We start from the raw sequence: 17,076 nt of genomic DNA, 5'->3' as shown, positions 1-17,076 counted from the left end.
CCTATTTACGCAATTCCGCTCCGAATTGCTCTTCCAGACGAGCCACTACACGGGCATGAACTTCAGTAACTTCCTCATCGGTCAGTGTACGTTCACGATTCCGGTATACCAGTGCCATCGCCACGCTTTTCTTGTTTTCACCCAGTTTACTACCAGTAAACACATCGAACACCTGTACAGTTTGTAACAATTCACCCGCCGATTCACGAATGGTGCGCAGCATATCTCCCGCTTCAATATCCTCATTCACAACAACCGCAATATCACGTTCCATGGCTGGGAAACGCGGAAGTTCACGATAACGAATGTCAGCGTCTGCTTCATTGTAGATCGATTCAAGTGCAATCTCTGCGATGTACACATCATTCAGATCATACTGCTGTTGCAGTTCCGGATGCAATTGACCCAATGTACCGATCAATGTGCCTTCCCCGCCATCCTTACCTTCCAGGTAAACCGATGCGGAACGTCCCGGATGGAATCCTTCAGGGCTGTTTGCTACCAAGCGAATGCGTTGTTCAAGTCCCACATAGGCGAACAGATGCTCAAGAGCACCTTTCAGATCGAAGAAGTCTACTTTCTCCGCTCCAACATTCCACTGCTGGCTTGCACGATTACCAGTGAGCAGCAAGCCCAGTACCGGAATCTCATGTGGTTGCTTGGTCAACTGATCTTCTTCAGTGAAGAACACATTGCCCACTTCAAATACAGCCAGTGAATCCTGTTTACGGTTCATGTTATACACCGCTGCATCCAGCATTTGCGGCAAAATGCTCGTACGAAGCACACTACGGTCCTCGCTCATAGGCATCGCGAGTTTCACGGCTTTACTGCCTTGTGTCAATGCCGGGAACAATGTCGCTTTATCCGGGTGTACAAAGGAGTAACTGATCATTTCCTGCCAGCCACTGCCTGAGAGCAATCCACGAATCGTGCGGCGCATTGCTTGAGAGCGTGTATATGCCCCTGGAGTCGTCGGCCCTTCAATCCATGTGGTTGGAATGTTGTCGTATCCGTACAGGCGTGCAATCTCTTCAAACAAGTCTACATCAAGCGTAATATCCCCTCTGCGTGTTGGCACTTCCACATCCAGCAATCCTTGATCAGCATCACCACATGCAAAGTGTAAGCGAGCGAAGATCGTTTTTACCTCAAGCAAAGACAGATCAGTTCCCAGATAACGATTCAGTCTGTCCAGCGACAATTGAATTACACGTTTCTCCGCAGCTTCTGCTCCAGCTTCCACGATTCCCTGGTGCACTTCACCTTCAGCATAACGCTGAATCAGTTCAGCCGCACGATCCAAAGCTGTAATCACCGCACCCGGGTCTACTTCCTTCTCAAAACGCATGCTTGCTTCGGAACGCAGCCCCAGTTGGCGCGACGTTTTCCGAACGGTTCCGCCGTCGAACTTGGCGGACTCTAGCAACAGATTCACCGTGTCTTCCGATACCTCGGAATTCTCGCCACCCATAACCCCAGCGATGGCTACAGGTTTCACGCCGTCCGTGATGAGCAACATGTGCGGCTCCAGCTTGCGCTCTTGGCCATCCAACGTAACAATCGTTTCGCCTTCGTTGGCCATCCGCACTTCAATATGGCCCTTTTCCAGCTTATCCGCATCGAATGCATGTAGCGGTTGACCGTATTCCAGCATGACATAGTTCGTGATATCAACGATGTTATTGATTGGGCGAACACCTGCCGCCATGAGACGGTTTTGCATCCACAGCGGGGAAGCACCCAGCTTAATGCCAGTTACATAACGAGCTGCATAGTGAATGCATTGCTCCTGTGCCTTGATCTCTACAGAGATATGATTCGCGGCTACATCACCAATTTCAACCAGTTGGTCTTTGGGACTTGGCAGCTTCACTTCACGACCCAGAATGGCACCCACTTCATAAGCTGCCCCATGCATGCTGAGACAGTCGGAACGGTTCGGTGTCAGGTCCAGTTCAAGAACATGATCGTCGAGACCAAGAACCTGACTGATTGGCGTGCCAACCTCTGTTTGTTCCGGCAGAACGAGAATACCTTCCTGCTGATCTTTCGGCAACAATTTATCGTTCATGCCCAGCTCTTTGGCGGAACAGATCATGCCAAGGGATACAACACCGCGCAGTTTGGCTTTTTTGATATCCAATCCACCAGGGAGCTTTGCTCCAACCAGGGCTACGACTACTTTTTGGCCTGCATCCACATTTTTCGCACCACACACGATCTGCAGATCTTCTTCCTGACCAGCATCAATGACACATACATTCAGTTTGTCTGCATCGGGGTGTTTCTCCTTGCTCTTCACATAACCTACAACAACTTTATTGACGCCCTTGTTGCGGTTCTCCACTACATCAATTTCGACACCCGCACGGGTGATTTTCTCCGCCAATTCCTGTGGCGTCACACCTTCAAGGGAAATATAATCAGACAGCCAATCTGTCGATACTCTCATGGACGTTCACTTCCTTCATCTATAAATTGGTGTTCCCGGTTCATTCGCTTGCTCTATATGGTTAATCTTTCTTGTCTTAAAGTTACAGCCGTCCGAATTGCTTCAGGAAGGTCAGATCACTGTTGTAGAAGTGACGGATATCATCGACACCATACTTCAGCATCGCGATACGCTCTACGCCCATACCAAATGCAAAACCACTGTATTTCTCCGGATCATAACCACCCATTTCCAGTACTTTCGGGTGAACCATACCGCCGCCCAAAATTTCAAGCCAGCCTGTTTGCTTACATACGCGACAGCCGCTGCCGCCACATTGTACACAGGTTACATCCACTTCTGCACTTGGCTCTGTGAACGGGAAGAAGCTTGGACGCAGACGAATTTCTGTGTGGGAACCGAACATTTCGCGCACGAATTGCAACAGGGTTCCTTTCAGATCGCTCATACGAATGTTTTCGCTAATGACCAAACCTTCAACCTGATTGAATTGGAAAGAGTGCGTCGCATCGTCGTCATCACGGCGGTATACTTTACCTGGGCAGATGACTTTGACAGGCACTTCGCCCTTCATGCTCTGCATGGTACGTACTTGAACCGGAGATGTATGGGTACGCATCAACAAGTCTTCGGTAACATAGAAGGAATCCTGCATATCGCGCGCCGGGTGATTCTTCGGCAGATTCAATGCTTCAAAGTTGTAATAATCCATTTCGACTTCAGGACCTTCCGCAACGCGGTATCCCATACCGATGAAAATATCTTCGATCTCCTGTACCACTTTGGTCAGTGGATGCAGTCCGCCTTGACGTCCACGACGTCCTGGCAGAGTCACATCAATTTTCTCGGATTGCAGACGCTTCGCCGTCTCTTCCTTCTGGAACTGATCCTGCTTGCTGTCGATGACTTCCTCAATGGCAGCCCGAACATCATTGGCTACTTGACCAATAACTGGACGTTCCTCCGCACTAAGTGCACCCATACCACGCAAAATTTCAGTCAATGCACCCTTTTTCCCCAAATACTTTACACGCAGATCACTGAGCGTCTGCGGATCATTCACACCAGACAACTGCTCCAGCGCTTCGATCTTCAATGCCTCTAAACGTTCTTTCATGTGTAATTGCCCCCTTTTTGTGGTGTTTTTGCAACAAAAAAAGGCCTTCTCTCCCCTGAAGGGACGAAAAGACCGTGGTACCACCCTTGTTAGACATCCATTGCTGCGTGGCCCTTCTGGCCTGCAACTGGTTCTGTCTCACTTTGTACGGAATAACGACCGTTAACCGTTTGCCCCTACTGTTGCCTCTGTGTCTGCACACAAACAGGTTCAGGGAACCGCTTCGGAGTGAATTTCGGCAGCCTTGTTCTACAGAAACGCTCTCAATCTACGGCGCTTCCTCCCTGTCCAGAGGCACTGCTTACTTATCTCCATCATCACGTTTGCTTTTAAGTTAAACCTCTAGAGGTTGTCAAAAAGTCCGCTTTTGATTACGAATGATGCCTGACGGCATCATCAGCGTCGAATATGGCATTCAGCCGAATAAGCAAATGCTTACGAAGTATGTTTCCTTCGGAAACATTGTAGTTGCTCACGTAGTTTTCCTACGCTCCGCTACTCCATTTCTAGCTTCATCCCATCTTCTTGGTACTGAAAACCGATCTTTTTGAACACTTACCTATATCGATGTAATCATCGATGATCGTTCATAATTATATGCAAAATAGATCGAAATAGCAAGCCGTCCATGTTCTAATTTATGCTTGCACCCTTATCTTTCAATTGTTTCAGGCGCTGCTGGATTTCGCGAATCTCAGCTGCCTCGACTGCTCGCTCATTCGAATGCTCGGGCTGTATCAGACTGTCTTTTCCAGCAGTGCTCACAGGAGACAGCAACTCCGATAGGCGCATCTCCAATCGTAACCGCTCGTCATCGGATTCCCGGGTCTCCAGCGCCACCTCCCGAAGTTTGGTGGACTGCTCCCAATCCGACACACCTCCTTCAAACAGAGTTGCTATGCCACCAGCCTCCAGATCGCATAACCGATTCGCGAGTGACTTCGTCAGCATCCGGTCATGGGACACAAGCACCAAAGCACCTGAAGCTTGTTTTAATACATTTTCCATGACTTCCTGGGTATCGATGTCCAGATAGTTGGTCGGTTCGTCCAGCACCAGCAGATTCGCTCCGCCAAAATACAGTCTCAGAAATGCCACTCTGCACTTTTCCCCCATGCTCAAATCCCCAATGCGCTTGAATACATCATCTCTGGAAAATAGGAAACATCCCAGAATGGTCCGTGCCGCACTTTGTGTCATGGATGGAAGGGTAAGCAAGCTGTCCAGCAGCGTCAGATTTTCGGGAAGCCCTTCCAGCTCCTGTGAAAAGTAACCGATTTTCAGCTGTGGATGCCGTGTGACCTTGCCTTGCGAAGGTTCCAGTTCACCAATCATCAACTTCAGCAGTGTTGTCTTGCCGGTTCCATTAGGACCTCGTACAGCAAGCCGATCTCCGCGTTCCACAGTAATTCGAAGATTGCGTAGCAATGGTTTGTCTCCCGTATATGAAAAACTCACCTCTTCCAGCGCAAGCAGCTGGCGTGCAGCTAGTGGATTCATCTGTAATTCCATGTTCAACTTTGCAGCTTCACGAGGTTTATCCACCCGTTCCCGCTCCAAACGTTCCAGCTGTTTTTGTTTCGCATGGTAACGTGAAATATTTTTGTTGGCTTTGGCTTTGTAGAAACTCTGGGTGATCTTCACCTCCACATCAGTCGCCGAATTATGCGCTTTATGGAACCATTCCTGATAATTTCGAATCGTTTCTTCCAACGCCTTACGTTCCAATTCCTGCCTGCGGTAGATCGTTTCCTGTTCGCGTAATTCACGCTCTTTGTGGATCTTATAGTCGGAGTAACCTCCCTTGTATTTGGTCAGGGCATCTGGACTGAACTCAATGACTCCTGTTGCTACCTGATCAATAAACGTACGATCGTGTGATACAAATAACAGCGTACCTTCATATGAGGATAACCACTCTTCCAGCCAGCGCATGCTTCCCTCATCCAGATGATTTGTCGGTTCATCCAGGATCAGGAATTTGGGTTTGCTGACAAGTAGCCCTGCCAAACGAGCCTTTGTTTTTTGTCCACCACTCAAGGAATGATAGGGTCTATTCCAATGCTCTGCGGATAATCCAAGGCGAGTCAGTACTTTCTCTACCTCAGTCTCCCACATATAACCGTTCAACTGTTCATATTGCTCCATCACTTGTGTATAAGCTGCAATCAGCTCTTCATCCGCTTCAGTGCTCATGCTCAACCGTTGTTCCAGTTCTTCCAAGTTCCGTTTCAATTCATAGATCTGACCGCTCTCACGCCGGACCGCATCCAGTACATTCATCCCGGTCTCAATCTCCGAGCGCTGGCGCATGAACCCCCATTCCTGCTGAGGGATATGACGTTCAATCCGTCCACCACCATGCTCCTCACCCAAAATGATACGTAACAACGTTGTCTTGCCGCATCCGTTGCGACCCAAAATGGCGAGTCGTTCGCCCTCATTAATCTCCAAATTCAATCCTGTAAACAATTCAATACCGTTCCACTCTTTTGATACTTCATGTAAGCGTACCAATGTCATCATGAGGCCTCATCCTTCCTGCATCCTTTTGCTGAACAAAAAAACCGCTGGCATCAGCCGGCGGTTTGGCAATTCAGGGTTGGATCAAGCATTCAAAGACAGATCTAAGGTAAGCTACGGCATGAACAAAGAAACCCAAAATACAGGGTACAAATAAACCTCAATGGCTTACTTGCTCCATACCTTTTCCCATAGCTGAATTTGGACACACGAATCCCCTCATTGCTCAGCCGCTCTGGCTGACTGCGTCATAAAACCGTCTGCAGTTAACTGGGGTTCAATTCATGTGTTTTACTTCATGGGACGTATGGTTACCTCTCATTCATGTGTAGTATCAATTTCTCCGTTATTGTACCAGATCATTGTAAAAAAGCAAAGGGTATATACATTAAACTAAAGAATACTTACTTACTCGCCACTCCGAAAACAGAACAATCTTCTGATCGCTGTTACCACGGGATTTCCTTTAGCGCAATAGAAAAAGCCCCTGCATCGCAAGGGCTCCGGTACTGCTTCATTAAGCGGGTGATGGGAATCGAACCCACGCTATTAGCTTGGAAGGCTGATTCTCACCCTATCCCGTGATAGTCTTACACAGTCAAAAGATAGATATACCGCTATTCCAACTGCATGGGGCAGTCATGAACAGCGCATACAATTGTTGAACACACAATTAATTGCCCCATGACTGCCCCTTTATAATAGTAGAAATAAGTTAACCCCAGGTTATCCTATGGGCTTTAAGCTTTTATATGTTCACTGCTGCAACTCTCGATAATGCGTATATTTACACGCGTTTTTATTTGACACGCATAATAACACGTGCTATAATCATAATATAGAAAGGAGGTAAACGATGCCGAAACAGCGAACGGTACGAGAAGTGCTCAAACGGTTAAAAGAAGAAGGATTTATAAAATCCCCTTCACACACTGGCGGCGGAAGCCATAGTAAATGGATACATAAAGATGATCCATCCAGATTTGCTATCATCAGTTTCCACAACAGTGGTCAGACGATACCGATTGGCACACTCAAAAGCATCGAGAAGTCATCAGGGGTTATTTTTTAACCCCTCCCTTCTCTTAGGCCATCGCTTGCCTCCGGCATAGACCGGTTCGTCATCTTCTATATACGAAGACGACAAGAATAAAAATAAGTATTAAGGGAGCTAGATAAATTGATACTCACATTTATATTATCCTAGCGTGGTTGATTACTGCTTAAAAATTGAATTTCATAATTCAATAATCGCCCAAAAGCTGAATAATGTACTGACATTTTTTTAGCATTAAGTTATTGTTATCAATAATTTTTTCTGCGATAAGTTGTTGATATCAATAATAATAAAATAATATTAAGGAGGTTAGATAAATTGGTGAACACATTTATATTTCCTGCGGTGGTTGAAAAAGCAGATGACGGTGGGGTCGGTTTGTACTTTCCAGACGTGCCAGGTACAGCGGTGCTTGCCCCTAACATTCAAACAGCTGTTAAAGATGCCAAAAACATGCTGATCGACTGTATACTTGAGATGGAGCATAATAATATGGCAATTCCCGTGCCTTCCGATCCAGATGACATTGAGTTAAACGATGCCAGTGACCGGATTGTATTTGTTGAGGTATTTCTACCTCCATACCGTGATGCAGCGGCAAATAAGTCTGTCACAGTAAACTGTACAGTTCCGCAATGGCTGCGGGATGCCGGCAAGGATGCTGAACTGAATTTCTCTCAGCTTCTGCAAAACTCAGTCAAGGAAGCATTGGGAATTAAATAAACAAAACGGCCCCTCCAGATACATACTGGTAGGGCCTCTTACAATCTCAAGCGCTTGGAATTTGGGTTGTTAAAAATCCGATTTTTTAGCAGATAGTTGTACGGTTCCGAAGTGCCTACACTGTCAGCTGTGAAATGTGCGGCTGCGGAGAATGTTTCGTTGAATCAGTATTGCCTTTACAAATTGAGTAGATAAACCAAAAGAGCCCTGCTGACCATTGAAGGTGAACAGGGCTCTTTTTTAATTTCTTCCATCAAATAATTTGCATTCGTCTAAAATGTATTCTGCCCAATACTCAGGAGGATAATGCCCCACAAAATCGGGGTCATCTTTCAAAATCAGAGGAAAAGATGAATGATCCACCAAATCTTTTGCTTGCTCATCCTGATATCCGAATTGAAGTGTGATGGATTCGAGCACCAATTCTCTAAGTTTTTTCTCAACATACTCAGCACTGTAATTCATACTCTATCCATCACCTCTTTATATTCCGGAATTTCAAAAAATTTGTAGCTTCTTTTGTATGAAATGATAGCTGATTTTCAAATTTATTCCCAATATCTTTAGGGATTAAACTTAACCTTGCTGTCTCTAAGGTAATTTTATTCTTTTTTAGATCCGCAAGCAACATAGTAATATTGGGATATCCATCTGCCAAGGGTCCATAAACCATTGGTATACTCTGATTTATATTATGCTGCTCACAGTAAAGCGTGTGTGTTCTATTGGTTAATACAAAATTACCCCACTCTTCATCCGGAGAACCAAATATCTTACACATATGTAGTTTCTCTGGATCAATCAACAGATCATACTCAAATACTATGGGCCGGACTAGCTTATTAGAACCCGTATGTTTCTGTTGTATATTAGCAACTCCAGCCTTCTTTATAGCTTGACTCATAGCCTGTTGGTAATTACTGGTAGTGTAGAACCCAGGACCAAAATCCGGCCTTGGATTGGCACCTTTGACTTTAACATCTATCTCCTTACTTAATGAAGCATGATGGAGATCGGTTGTACCGTGATAAACTTTGTCTGGAAAATTTGCATTTTTCAAACTTCAACCGTCTCCTCATTTATATATTGATTAAAGATTTGATCATAAACTTCGTGTGGTTTGGATTCACCAAAAATAATACTCGTAATAGATTTAAGATGATTTTCAATCATTCTCAAGCTCAGTGCTATAAGACTTTCGATATTCTCAGTCGTCGCTTCGAACATACCAGTAGCTCTGAATACAGCTTCGTTTGTCGAAGTATATACAAGAAAGTGTCCCATTCTAAAATGAGGATTTAAAAGGCTGAAAAATACCGAAAGACTGGAAATCTTCTCTGAAGGAATTCTGCTTGGGTGATATGCTTCCACTCTGTAGAATTCGCTATCTACAGATATAGTTACGTTCATTGGAACATCATTTCCCTCAAACAATAGCTTGAAATCATTCTCAATCTCCTCGTAATTTAAATCTAAACTAGTTAGTATTTCTTTTACTTGATTATAGTTTTGTGCAGAGTCCATAATTATCTAACTCCATTCTTTAAAATTATGTATTCTAAAACATCTATTCGACTTTTTTGTTAGGTTTCCTGCCTCTTGTATAAATATATCGGTAACATCTGTATATATCTTTAGTACTGCTAATTTCTAAAGAAATAAAATAGCTCCACTAGCAATATGCCAGTGGAGCCTTTTTTACCGATGCTTTCGGATTTAACATAATGTTACCACAATTATCCTAATTATTCAATCTTTTTCAACAACCGACTAACCACGGTCCCCAGCTCCTCACGAGTAACGGTTGCACCCGGACGAGTACCGTCGAAGAATCCTTTATCCGTTACTTCCTTCCACGTCGTCTCAGCCCATTTACTTGGCACGTTAATGTTGCGCTCCTGTATCACTGGCTTGACCTCCTTTCCCTTACTCTTCAGCCCCAGATATGTAGCAATTCCTTGGACATGGCCATCGATAATTGCATCGATCACACTCGCTTGCTTCAACCGATCCGCGTCAGCTGCCACATCGACAAACAGGTTTTCTGTCAGGACTGCCGGCATCTTGGATTCACGGACCATGTGAAGGTTCTGTGCCTTCTGGCCACGGTCGATACCGCCGACTTTGGACATAATCGCTTTATGGAGAGCTCCCTGCAGCTTGATACTATTCAGTGAAGCAGATGCATACCTGAACGTCTCGAAACCTCCCTTGCCGCCACCAGCGTTGCAATGAATAGATACCATGATGTCTGCACCTGCAGCGTTCGCTTTGGTTGTCCGATCGCGAAGCTCCAGGAATACGTCCGTGGATCTAGAGAGTAACACCTGCACATCCTCATATAACGACTCCAGGCGCGCCTTGATCCCGAGCGACACCTTTAGTGCGATGTCCTTTTCTAACAATCCATTTGCAACAGCTCCAGGATCCTTACCGCCGTGTCCTGCATCAATCCATACTTTATACATTTGTACCAGCTCCTCTATCGTTATCGTTGCCGCCTTTGCCCTTCAGGACTTCGATTGCTTGCTTAATTACTGCCGGGATTGGCGCGCCCATTTTCCCGCCATTTTCAGTGATGGAAAGCAGCTCATTCGCAATATAGAAAAACGCTACCGTATCCCTGAACAAATGCCCATCGCCCAGGATGCCATCCACCAAGTGACCGACAGCCACCATGGCAAAAATAAATACCTTACGGGCGATGCCGAACATCCCGATTTTGCTCCTAAGCTCACCTGACATCCAACCAGCGGCAACCCCTGTTAAATAATCAAAAATCACAAACACCAATAACACTCCAAGCACAGCAGACCAACCCCCAAATAAATAAGACACCGACCAACTACCCACGGCCAAAGCCCATTTCCATACGTTTTCCAATTCCATATCCCCCGTCTGACTAATATGAAAAAGCCCCCTGAGCACTCCAGAGGGCATAAAAATAGCGCTCCGATGTCGGAACGCCTGTTATACGATATTGCCGTTTTCGTCCATCCCCGCCGCTTCCAGCGCAGCAGCCACTTTATCACGGCTTTGAACTGGTACAGAATCCAATTCGATCAATCCCTTATGGATCATCATTACGTATACAGCTAACATGGTGTCACCCCCTCTCATGAGTGCTACAGCCCAACGGATCAGCAACTGAGCAAGCTTAACCCTCATGAGGCAATACACTCAGTACCAGCATGTGGAGCTCCATGAGCGCCAGTTGGTTCGCATTGCTTTCCTCAGCCAGCTTTTTATTCTCGGCTTCGGAAGCTGACAGCCTGCGTTCCAGCTCAACGTAATCGGCTGGACGCATTGCCTTATCCGCTTCATCCTTGAGCGCTTGATCCAATACCGGGACACCATCTTGCAAACGGTAATAGCCTGCGTTTATGCCCAGCGGTAGCGGCGTTGATAATTCAACTGGTTGGTAACCCTCATGTTCGTATTGGATAACATCCCGAATGACTTCACCGTCTAATTGTACGTAAAATAACATACTATCTACCTCCAAATGATGATTGCATCTTTTTTGTCTCCTGTAATGCCAGTTTCCAAAGCATATCCCAAACTTTGACCCGATTTTACATTACTCAGTGAGTTGTTGCTCATAAACGCTTGTAATGACATTTCGTACGTTGTGTGATTTGGAATGCCTGAACCTACTACAGATAAATTTATTCCATCAGGACTAAAAGCAACACCCAAGCCAGCACCTCCCGGTAAAGTGGTTGGGTTATTCATTTTGATAAAGGAAATGCCTTCACGTCTATAAACTGCTATAAAAGGTGTTCCGTAGTGAGATACAGCAAACATATCTCCCTCGGTATTAAATACCACTTTGGTAGCATAACCATAGGGTAATGCATCAGGGTTAACCATTTTAGTAAATACGTCTCCAGATCGGGAGTACAGCGCTATAAACGGAGATACTTCTAAGGCGACTGCCAATATGCCTCCATCTGGACTGAAACTAACAGATTTCCCGTTCCCTGTTGGCAATGCTGCTGGGTTGGGTAACTTTGTGAATGTGTCATCATTACGCTTAAAGATAGTAACAAATGGAGTTGTTGTATGCGCTAATGCCAAATAGAATCCGTCTGGACTAAAAGATATACCATACACTGCACTCGGATGTCCTGTTAGTGTTATCGACTTAAAAGTATCACCTGAACGTTTGTAAGCAGTGAGAAGAGGGATGCCTTGGTGCCCCACAACCATATAAACACCATTTGGGCTAAAGGCAACTACGTTACCCGCTCCTGCCGGCAAAACGGAGGGATTGGGCAGCTTCGTAAATGTGTCACTACTACGTTTGTAAATCGTGATATACGGTGCATTTGCATGCGCTACAACTAAGTCTCCCTCTGGACTAAAATCTACCGAATACGCATCTCCTGTTGGTAATATGGCAGGGTCAGGAAGTCTTGTGTACATACCGTCTGTTATTTTGTATATGACAACAAAAGGCGATACACCTAAAACACAAGCCATATAACTTCCATCTCGACTATACGCCACACCTCTGCTATAAGAACCTGACGGTTTGTCTGATATTTCAACGATGTCACCGATTTGAGGAACTGCATAGATAGGGTCATTACCGTTGATATTTTCTGCGTAAACAACTTTCCGCTTTATTTGACCATTAATTACCGTGGCTGTCTCGATCGTCCCGATCCCGTCTACAAGCTCTGCAAAAGAGTGTGGGGAAGTCCCTGCTACCGTTCCCCCTTTGACGATGACGGCGGTTTTGACGATCTCTTTCCCCTCATCGACATGCGTAAAAACCTCGTTGAGCGCATCAACCAGGTTGTCCTTGTCTGTGGTCTGTAATTCAGCCAGATTACCGACTTGATGTTGTACGGCACCTACAGCAGATTCCGTAGCTGCTATGGTATCCCTATCGCCAGTTGTGGACTTAGATAGTTGGACGATACCCTTGTCTGTGAGCGTAGCGTCATTCACAGGTGGGATAGCTGCAATTTGATCAGCCACATATTCCTCAATTTCGTCAAAGCGCTCTGGTACACCCACCCTGAGATACTGTGCATCGGCCCCGCTCATAAGTCCAGATACGCCGCCTGTCTCTGCATCAGGAATTACATCGGTACCACCTTGGATATGGGATAAGGCGTGTGGTCCAGGTGTCGCCTCTCCAGTCGCTGTGAAGGAAACACGCTTGTTCGCTGGATCGGTGGTAATGGTTATACCCGTACCGCCGACCAAAGTAACTGTGTCCGTTTTAGAACCGGCAGCGACATCGTTAATTTTGCTGAATGCGTTTTGGTTAACCTCTGCGCCTGCAGCAATACCGTTCAGTTTGTCGTGTTCAGCCTGTGTGACGTGCTTTACTGTATCCCCCGTATGGCTGTCCAGATTGGATTGTACGGCGTCTGTCTCTGCCTTCCGGGCAATGTCATCTGTTGCCGCTGGAGCCGCTACCTTTGCACGACCTGCGGCGTCACGTTGCATAAGTGTGTCAGGGGTTGCGGCACTGGTGCTGGCATCAGATTTGAGCTTGTCGGCAGCACTCATGAACCCTGCGGCATTTCCCTTTGCCGTGGGATGCTCATCTGCCCCGCGTGCCTTATGTGCAGCCAGATCAGCAGCAGCCGCGGCAATGGCTGCCGTCTTAGCTGCATCGGCTTTAGCCTGGGCATCGGCTGGCGTACCTTTGGTGTCCATCTCAGCCTGCACACGGTCAAACCCGATATTGATGTTTCCGAAATCCTCACTGATCTTTTTACTTCCTTCCAGATTCGCGTAACGGTTCGCCATTTGCTTCAGCTCCTTTCAATAGCGTGTCAACGTCCTGCCGGATTGCCCGAAGGAATGCCACCTGAGATTCAAGGGTTGTCAACGTCTCCAGCATGGCGCGGGTCACTAATGGGCTCTCACGGAAAATGTCGCTGACATCCACCGATAGTTCTAATACTTTCTTAATTTTCACTTGGGACACCCCACTTCATATTCTTCATGATTTCAAGCATGGCGCCCTTCATCTGATCATTGACCCGGATCGTCACCGTTTCGCCTTTGACCCGTTCGTCATGGGCAGTCAATTCCTCGCGGATAATCTCGCGTAATCGCTGTTCATCCATGCTGTTCACTCCTTTTTGGGCAACAAAAAAGAGCCCACTCATATGGACTCTCTGTAATATTGATATTATTTTGCTGTCTTCAAGGCTTCGTCGATCAGCTTCAGATCGGATTCGTATTTAGCGATATCTGCATCATAATTAGCCAATTGTTTCTCAAATGACTCGAGATTAGTAACAGGTACCCCTCTATCCTTTTGTTCATTGAGGAGGGAGATCTCTTTCAAAATTTCTTCTCTGCCGGTCTTAGTAGGAACTAGGACAACCTCCAAAATAACACGCTTCTGCTCTTCAAGACTAGACTTTGACTGACCTGTATATTTGTTAGTAGTTGCAATAGGGGTAACACCCGTATCAGATCCTGCAGTTGATTCTTCTGTTTGAGAAGTAATCGTAATCGTTTTGCCGCTCACAGACACATCAGCCCCCAATGCTTCAGACAAGGCACGAGCTGGGACGTTAGCTCTGGAGTCGATCACAGCTCCCTTGTCTGACAATTTCTTTCCATCTACTACAACTGTGTATTCTCCCATAACCTTTTTACCGACCATGCTTTTAACTGTATCTGCAAAAGCCCCTGCCGATGTCGAAAAAACTACGCCTATAATAATACCACCAGCGATATACGCAACTTTATGTGCAAACTTCTTCATGTCCGTACCTCCGTAATTGGTTCAATTTACCTATTATGATACCTTACGGAATAGATGTCGTAAAGGTTCCTCCACCAGATGTAGCATTTTGCGGATTGCCATGATTATGATTTGGCACAGAAACGGTATGAGTATGGCTAGAGGAGGCTTTGCCACTTATAGCCGTCCACAAAGCATTAATTTCATTCTGAAGGCCAGTGATCTGACTGATACCCAAATTTATCCCCGTTACCCTTCCAGTAAAATTAACGCTACCTTGTAGAGTTGTAAGCCCGGAAGTGGCACCTACCAACAAACCATTATTCCCGATCACATGCATTTCGCTTGAAACAGCATAGATCAAACCTTGTGGTTGTCCACTAGAACTGTAGTATGTGTGTCCAGAAATGTTGGCTGATGGATTGGTACCTAATGTGACCCGGCGTGCATTGCCAGAGTCATAGAAGGTGAATCCATTTGGATCAAGCTCAATGCGGTCTCCACTAGCCGCTGTCCGGATCCGAGCACCAAGGATATCTGCACCTTGAATGTACGAACCAATGATCTCGCCGCCCTCAACCCGTCCAGCAATCAACGTGCCGTGGAATGTTCCGTTAGCGGCCTGGAGTGTTCCACTGAACGTACCATTAACACCCTGCAAGGTCCCGGTGAATGTTCCGCCTGCCGCTCGAAGGTCCCCCGTGAATGTTCCACCAGCCGCCTGCAAGGTCCCGCTGAACACGCCATCCACGGCTTCCAGAGTACCATTGAATTTATATCGGTTACTTGGCAAGTCAAACCAAAGGGCCTTGTCCGATCCACGGTAGAAGGTCAATTCATCTGAGTTGAAAACCGCTTTACTCTTGTGATCCTCCCGTTCAATGATCAATCCCTCAGTACGTGTAATAGTCGCCCCATAATAGGACTTACCTTCCTTGATGGCATCCTTATTCAGCTTGTTTACTTGTTGCGTTAGGCTGCCTTCAACGATAAACTCACTGCGTTGTTCGGACACAGACGGCGCTTCCAGGCTCATCTTCAAACCGCCTGCAAAATTGAATACTTGATGCAGGATAATGGTCTTGTACCTGACAACGCCATCCCATGGAATATTCGTATCCTGCCAAGTGGATACCGTTTCATCCCATGTCGTGCCCTCTTGCTGTTCAAACCCGATAACGTCACCTTGTTCAAGCTGTGGGTATCCTCTCGCATCCATAGTAAGAGGTAAGTAGGAAAACACATTCAGTGTTGTTAGAAGGCCATTCGTGACCGCCTGCGTAGCAAATGGATTTTCTACATACAGTGTATGATTCTCATCCCCGGTACCCGCTTCATACTGCAAGCCGTCCTCCGTGTTGTATGTAACCACAACCCGCGTATACGTCTTTACCGGATTCGTTTGTTTGACAGTCACATAATCGGCCGTGGTCATGTCAAACACAGGGTTTTCGGAAGCTGTGAACCGCTTGAATTTGAGCGTACCCGCTTTATCAATATAAATGCTTGCGCTATTGGCAGAAGCGATATAGGCCAGTACCTGGCGCATGGTGTACCCTGCTGGCCCTGCCTGTATGCGGTAACTGGAATTTATAACTACGCTGCTATCATACGTCCAGCCCAAACGGTTACAAATTTCGTTGAACACAGCACGCTGCGTGGTCGGATAAGTCAAGGATGATATGTAAGCCACATCCGCAAAGACCAGCTTGTCATAACAGGTAAAGGTCCATACGTCATTGATCTTCTCCCGGCCGTCAACGAAGAACTCACCCAGCGGCAACCAGTCTGTTCCTGAGCCCGTCCAAGTCAAGTTCATGTCTTTCCATGGGTATTGGGCTTCCAGCCAAGTCAGGCCAGCGAGAGACAAGGACAGGTACGGCACGATACGTGCATTCGCTGGGATGATCTCATTAGTTCGTAACTTAATAGTCAGTTTGGAAGGAATAGACGTTCCAATCTCGAACCCTTCTGTCAGGCTCAAACTGTTCTCTATACTGAAATCTACAATCCTACTGCTATCGTATTCCTCATTGCCCACCAGAGCCTTGACAATAAATTCCCGGTCTGGCCGTCTTAAATAATCCTTGTAAAGTGGCGATATAGGAAACATCCAATCACCTCTCCGTCAGCGTCAATTTGAGCCCGTTCCAGTACATGACGCCGCCACTCATCACACTGAACGGTGCAGGCCGATTGCCGACATACATCCGTTTTGTTTCATGCTTACCTGTCATCGGATCTGGATAAGTGCAATCAAAAAACACATTGGACATGGATTGAAGGATGGAGGACATTTCTGCCCATGTCAGCATCCCCCAAGTCATGTCTATCTGCCGTTTGACTGTTATCCGGTCCCGGTTCAAGGTTCCGTTTGCAGTACGTACCGATGAATTAGCGTCATCCAAGTCAAGCACCGTCACCTGGTACGTGGAAGGATAAGCGGCAATCACTTGACCATTAATTTTGATTTCCAA

General features: G+C 46.3%; 18 protein-coding genes. 2 read left to right on the top strand and 16 right to left on the bottom strand.

Features of this window, described 5'->3' with window-relative positions; genetic code table 11:
• Position 1: 1 nt before the first annotated feature.
• The 3 genes from pheT to abc-f all read right to left on the bottom strand — a co-directional run bounded on the left by pheT (position 2) and on the right by abc-f (position 6,098).
• The gene (pheT, locus tag AC1DE7_RS02495; protein WP_127544430.1) at positions 2-2,455 is read right to left on the bottom strand and encodes a phenylalanine--tRNA ligase subunit beta; all 2,454 of its coding nucleotides are present in this window, start codon (positions 2,453-2,455) and stop codon (positions 2-4) included.
• Positions 2,456-2,537: 82 nt separating this feature from the next.
• Complete coding sequence (pheS, locus tag AC1DE7_RS02490; protein WP_047842255.1) at positions 2,538-3,572, bottom strand: phenylalanine--tRNA ligase subunit alpha; 1,035 nt, start codon at positions 3,570-3,572, stop codon at positions 2,538-2,540.
• 633 nt (positions 3,573-4,205) lie between these two features.
• Positions 4,206-6,098, bottom strand: a complete 1,893-nt coding sequence (gene abc-f, locus AC1DE7_RS02485) for a ribosomal protection-like ABC-F family protein (protein WP_477533695.1) — start codon at positions 6,096-6,098, stop codon at positions 4,206-4,208.
• An 853-nt stretch (positions 6,099-6,951) separates the two neighbouring features.
• On the opposite strand from abc-f, the gene AC1DE7_RS02480 reads away from it, so the two are divergent.
• Both AC1DE7_RS02480 and AC1DE7_RS02475 read left to right on the top strand, forming a co-directional pair.
• The gene (locus AC1DE7_RS02480) at positions 6,952-7,167 is read left to right on the top strand and encodes a type II toxin-antitoxin system HicA family toxin (protein ID WP_105597986.1); all 216 of its coding nucleotides are present in this window, start codon (positions 6,952-6,954) and stop codon (positions 7,165-7,167) included.
• Positions 7,168-7,473: 306 nt separating this feature from the next.
• Complete coding sequence (locus tag AC1DE7_RS02475) at positions 7,474-7,875, top strand: type II toxin-antitoxin system HicB family antitoxin (RefSeq protein ID WP_477533694.1); 402 nt, start codon at positions 7,474-7,476, stop codon at positions 7,873-7,875.
• A 240-nt stretch (positions 7,876-8,115) separates the two neighbouring features.
• On the opposite strand, the gene AC1DE7_RS02470 is transcribed toward AC1DE7_RS02475, so the two are convergent.
• The 13 genes from AC1DE7_RS02470 to AC1DE7_RS02410 all read right to left on the bottom strand — a co-directional run bounded on the left by AC1DE7_RS02470 (position 8,116) and on the right by AC1DE7_RS02410 (position 17,076).
• Complete coding sequence (locus AC1DE7_RS02470) at positions 8,116-8,340, bottom strand: hypothetical protein (RefSeq protein WP_477533693.1); 225 nt, start codon at positions 8,338-8,340, stop codon at positions 8,116-8,118.
• Between the two features lie 10 nt (positions 8,341-8,350).
• On the bottom strand, positions 8,351-8,935 hold the full coding sequence (locus AC1DE7_RS02465; RefSeq protein ID WP_477533692.1) for a DUF3990 domain-containing protein: 585 nt from the start codon (positions 8,933-8,935) through the stop codon (positions 8,351-8,353).
• Positions 8,932-9,399 carry a type III secretion system chaperone family protein gene (locus tag AC1DE7_RS02460; protein ID WP_477533691.1) on the bottom strand — a complete coding sequence of 156 codons (468 nt, stop codon included), beginning with the start codon at positions 9,397-9,399 and terminating at the stop codon, positions 8,932-8,934. The genes AC1DE7_RS02465 and AC1DE7_RS02460 overlap by 4 nt, the downstream gene beginning before the upstream one ends.
• 221 nt (positions 9,400-9,620) lie before the next feature.
• Complete coding sequence (locus AC1DE7_RS02455) at positions 9,621-10,343, bottom strand: N-acetylmuramoyl-L-alanine amidase (RefSeq protein WP_477533690.1); 723 nt, start codon at positions 10,341-10,343, stop codon at positions 9,621-9,623.
• Positions 10,336-10,764: a phage holin family protein gene (locus tag AC1DE7_RS02450; RefSeq protein ID WP_477533689.1), complete on the bottom strand. Its 429-nt coding sequence runs from the start codon at positions 10,762-10,764 to the stop codon at positions 10,336-10,338. The genes AC1DE7_RS02455 and AC1DE7_RS02450 overlap by 8 nt, the downstream gene beginning before the upstream one ends.
• A gap of 81 nt (positions 10,765-10,845) precedes the next feature.
• Positions 10,846-10,977: a hypothetical protein gene (locus AC1DE7_RS02445; RefSeq protein ID WP_477533688.1), complete on the bottom strand. Its 132-nt coding sequence runs from the start codon at positions 10,975-10,977 to the stop codon at positions 10,846-10,848.
• Between the two features lie 55 nt (positions 10,978-11,032).
• Positions 11,033-11,365, bottom strand: coding sequence for a hypothetical protein (locus AC1DE7_RS02440; RefSeq protein WP_477533687.1), 333 nt, complete (start codon positions 11,363-11,365; stop codon positions 11,033-11,035).
• 5 nt (positions 11,366-11,370) lie between these two features.
• Entirely contained in the window at positions 11,371-13,647 is a 2,277-nt protein-coding gene (locus tag AC1DE7_RS02435) for a tail fiber protein (RefSeq protein WP_477533686.1), read from the bottom strand.
• Positions 13,613-13,819 (bottom strand): hypothetical protein, encoded by a 207-nt coding sequence (locus AC1DE7_RS02430; protein WP_477533685.1) that lies wholly within the window; start codon positions 13,817-13,819, stop codon positions 13,613-13,615. Before AC1DE7_RS02430 ends, AC1DE7_RS02435 begins: the two co-directional genes overlap by 35 nt.
• Positions 13,809-13,970 carry a hypothetical protein gene (locus tag AC1DE7_RS02425; RefSeq protein ID WP_477533684.1) on the bottom strand — a complete coding sequence of 54 codons (162 nt, stop codon included), beginning with the start codon at positions 13,968-13,970 and terminating at the stop codon, positions 13,809-13,811. The genes AC1DE7_RS02430 and AC1DE7_RS02425 overlap by 11 nt, the downstream gene beginning before the upstream one ends.
• 65 nt (positions 13,971-14,035) lie before the next feature.
• The gene (locus tag AC1DE7_RS02420; protein WP_477533683.1) at positions 14,036-14,620 is read right to left on the bottom strand and encodes a stalk domain-containing protein; all 585 of its coding nucleotides are present in this window, start codon (positions 14,618-14,620) and stop codon (positions 14,036-14,038) included.
• A gap of 43 nt (positions 14,621-14,663) precedes the next feature.
• Positions 14,664-16,712 (bottom strand): bactofilin family protein, encoded by a 2,049-nt coding sequence (locus AC1DE7_RS02415; protein ID WP_477533682.1) that lies wholly within the window; start codon positions 16,710-16,712, stop codon positions 14,664-14,666.
• Positions 16,713-16,716: 4 nt separating this feature from the next.
• Positions 16,717-17,076, bottom strand: a complete 360-nt coding sequence (locus AC1DE7_RS02410) for a DUF6711 family protein (protein ID WP_477533681.1) — start codon at positions 17,074-17,076, stop codon at positions 16,717-16,719.

This window comes from Paenibacillus sp. 10L310 (assembly GCF_056395745.1).
The sequence above is the reverse complement of the archived record's forward strand: the minus strand, read 5'-3'. Positions and strand labels throughout refer to the sequence as shown.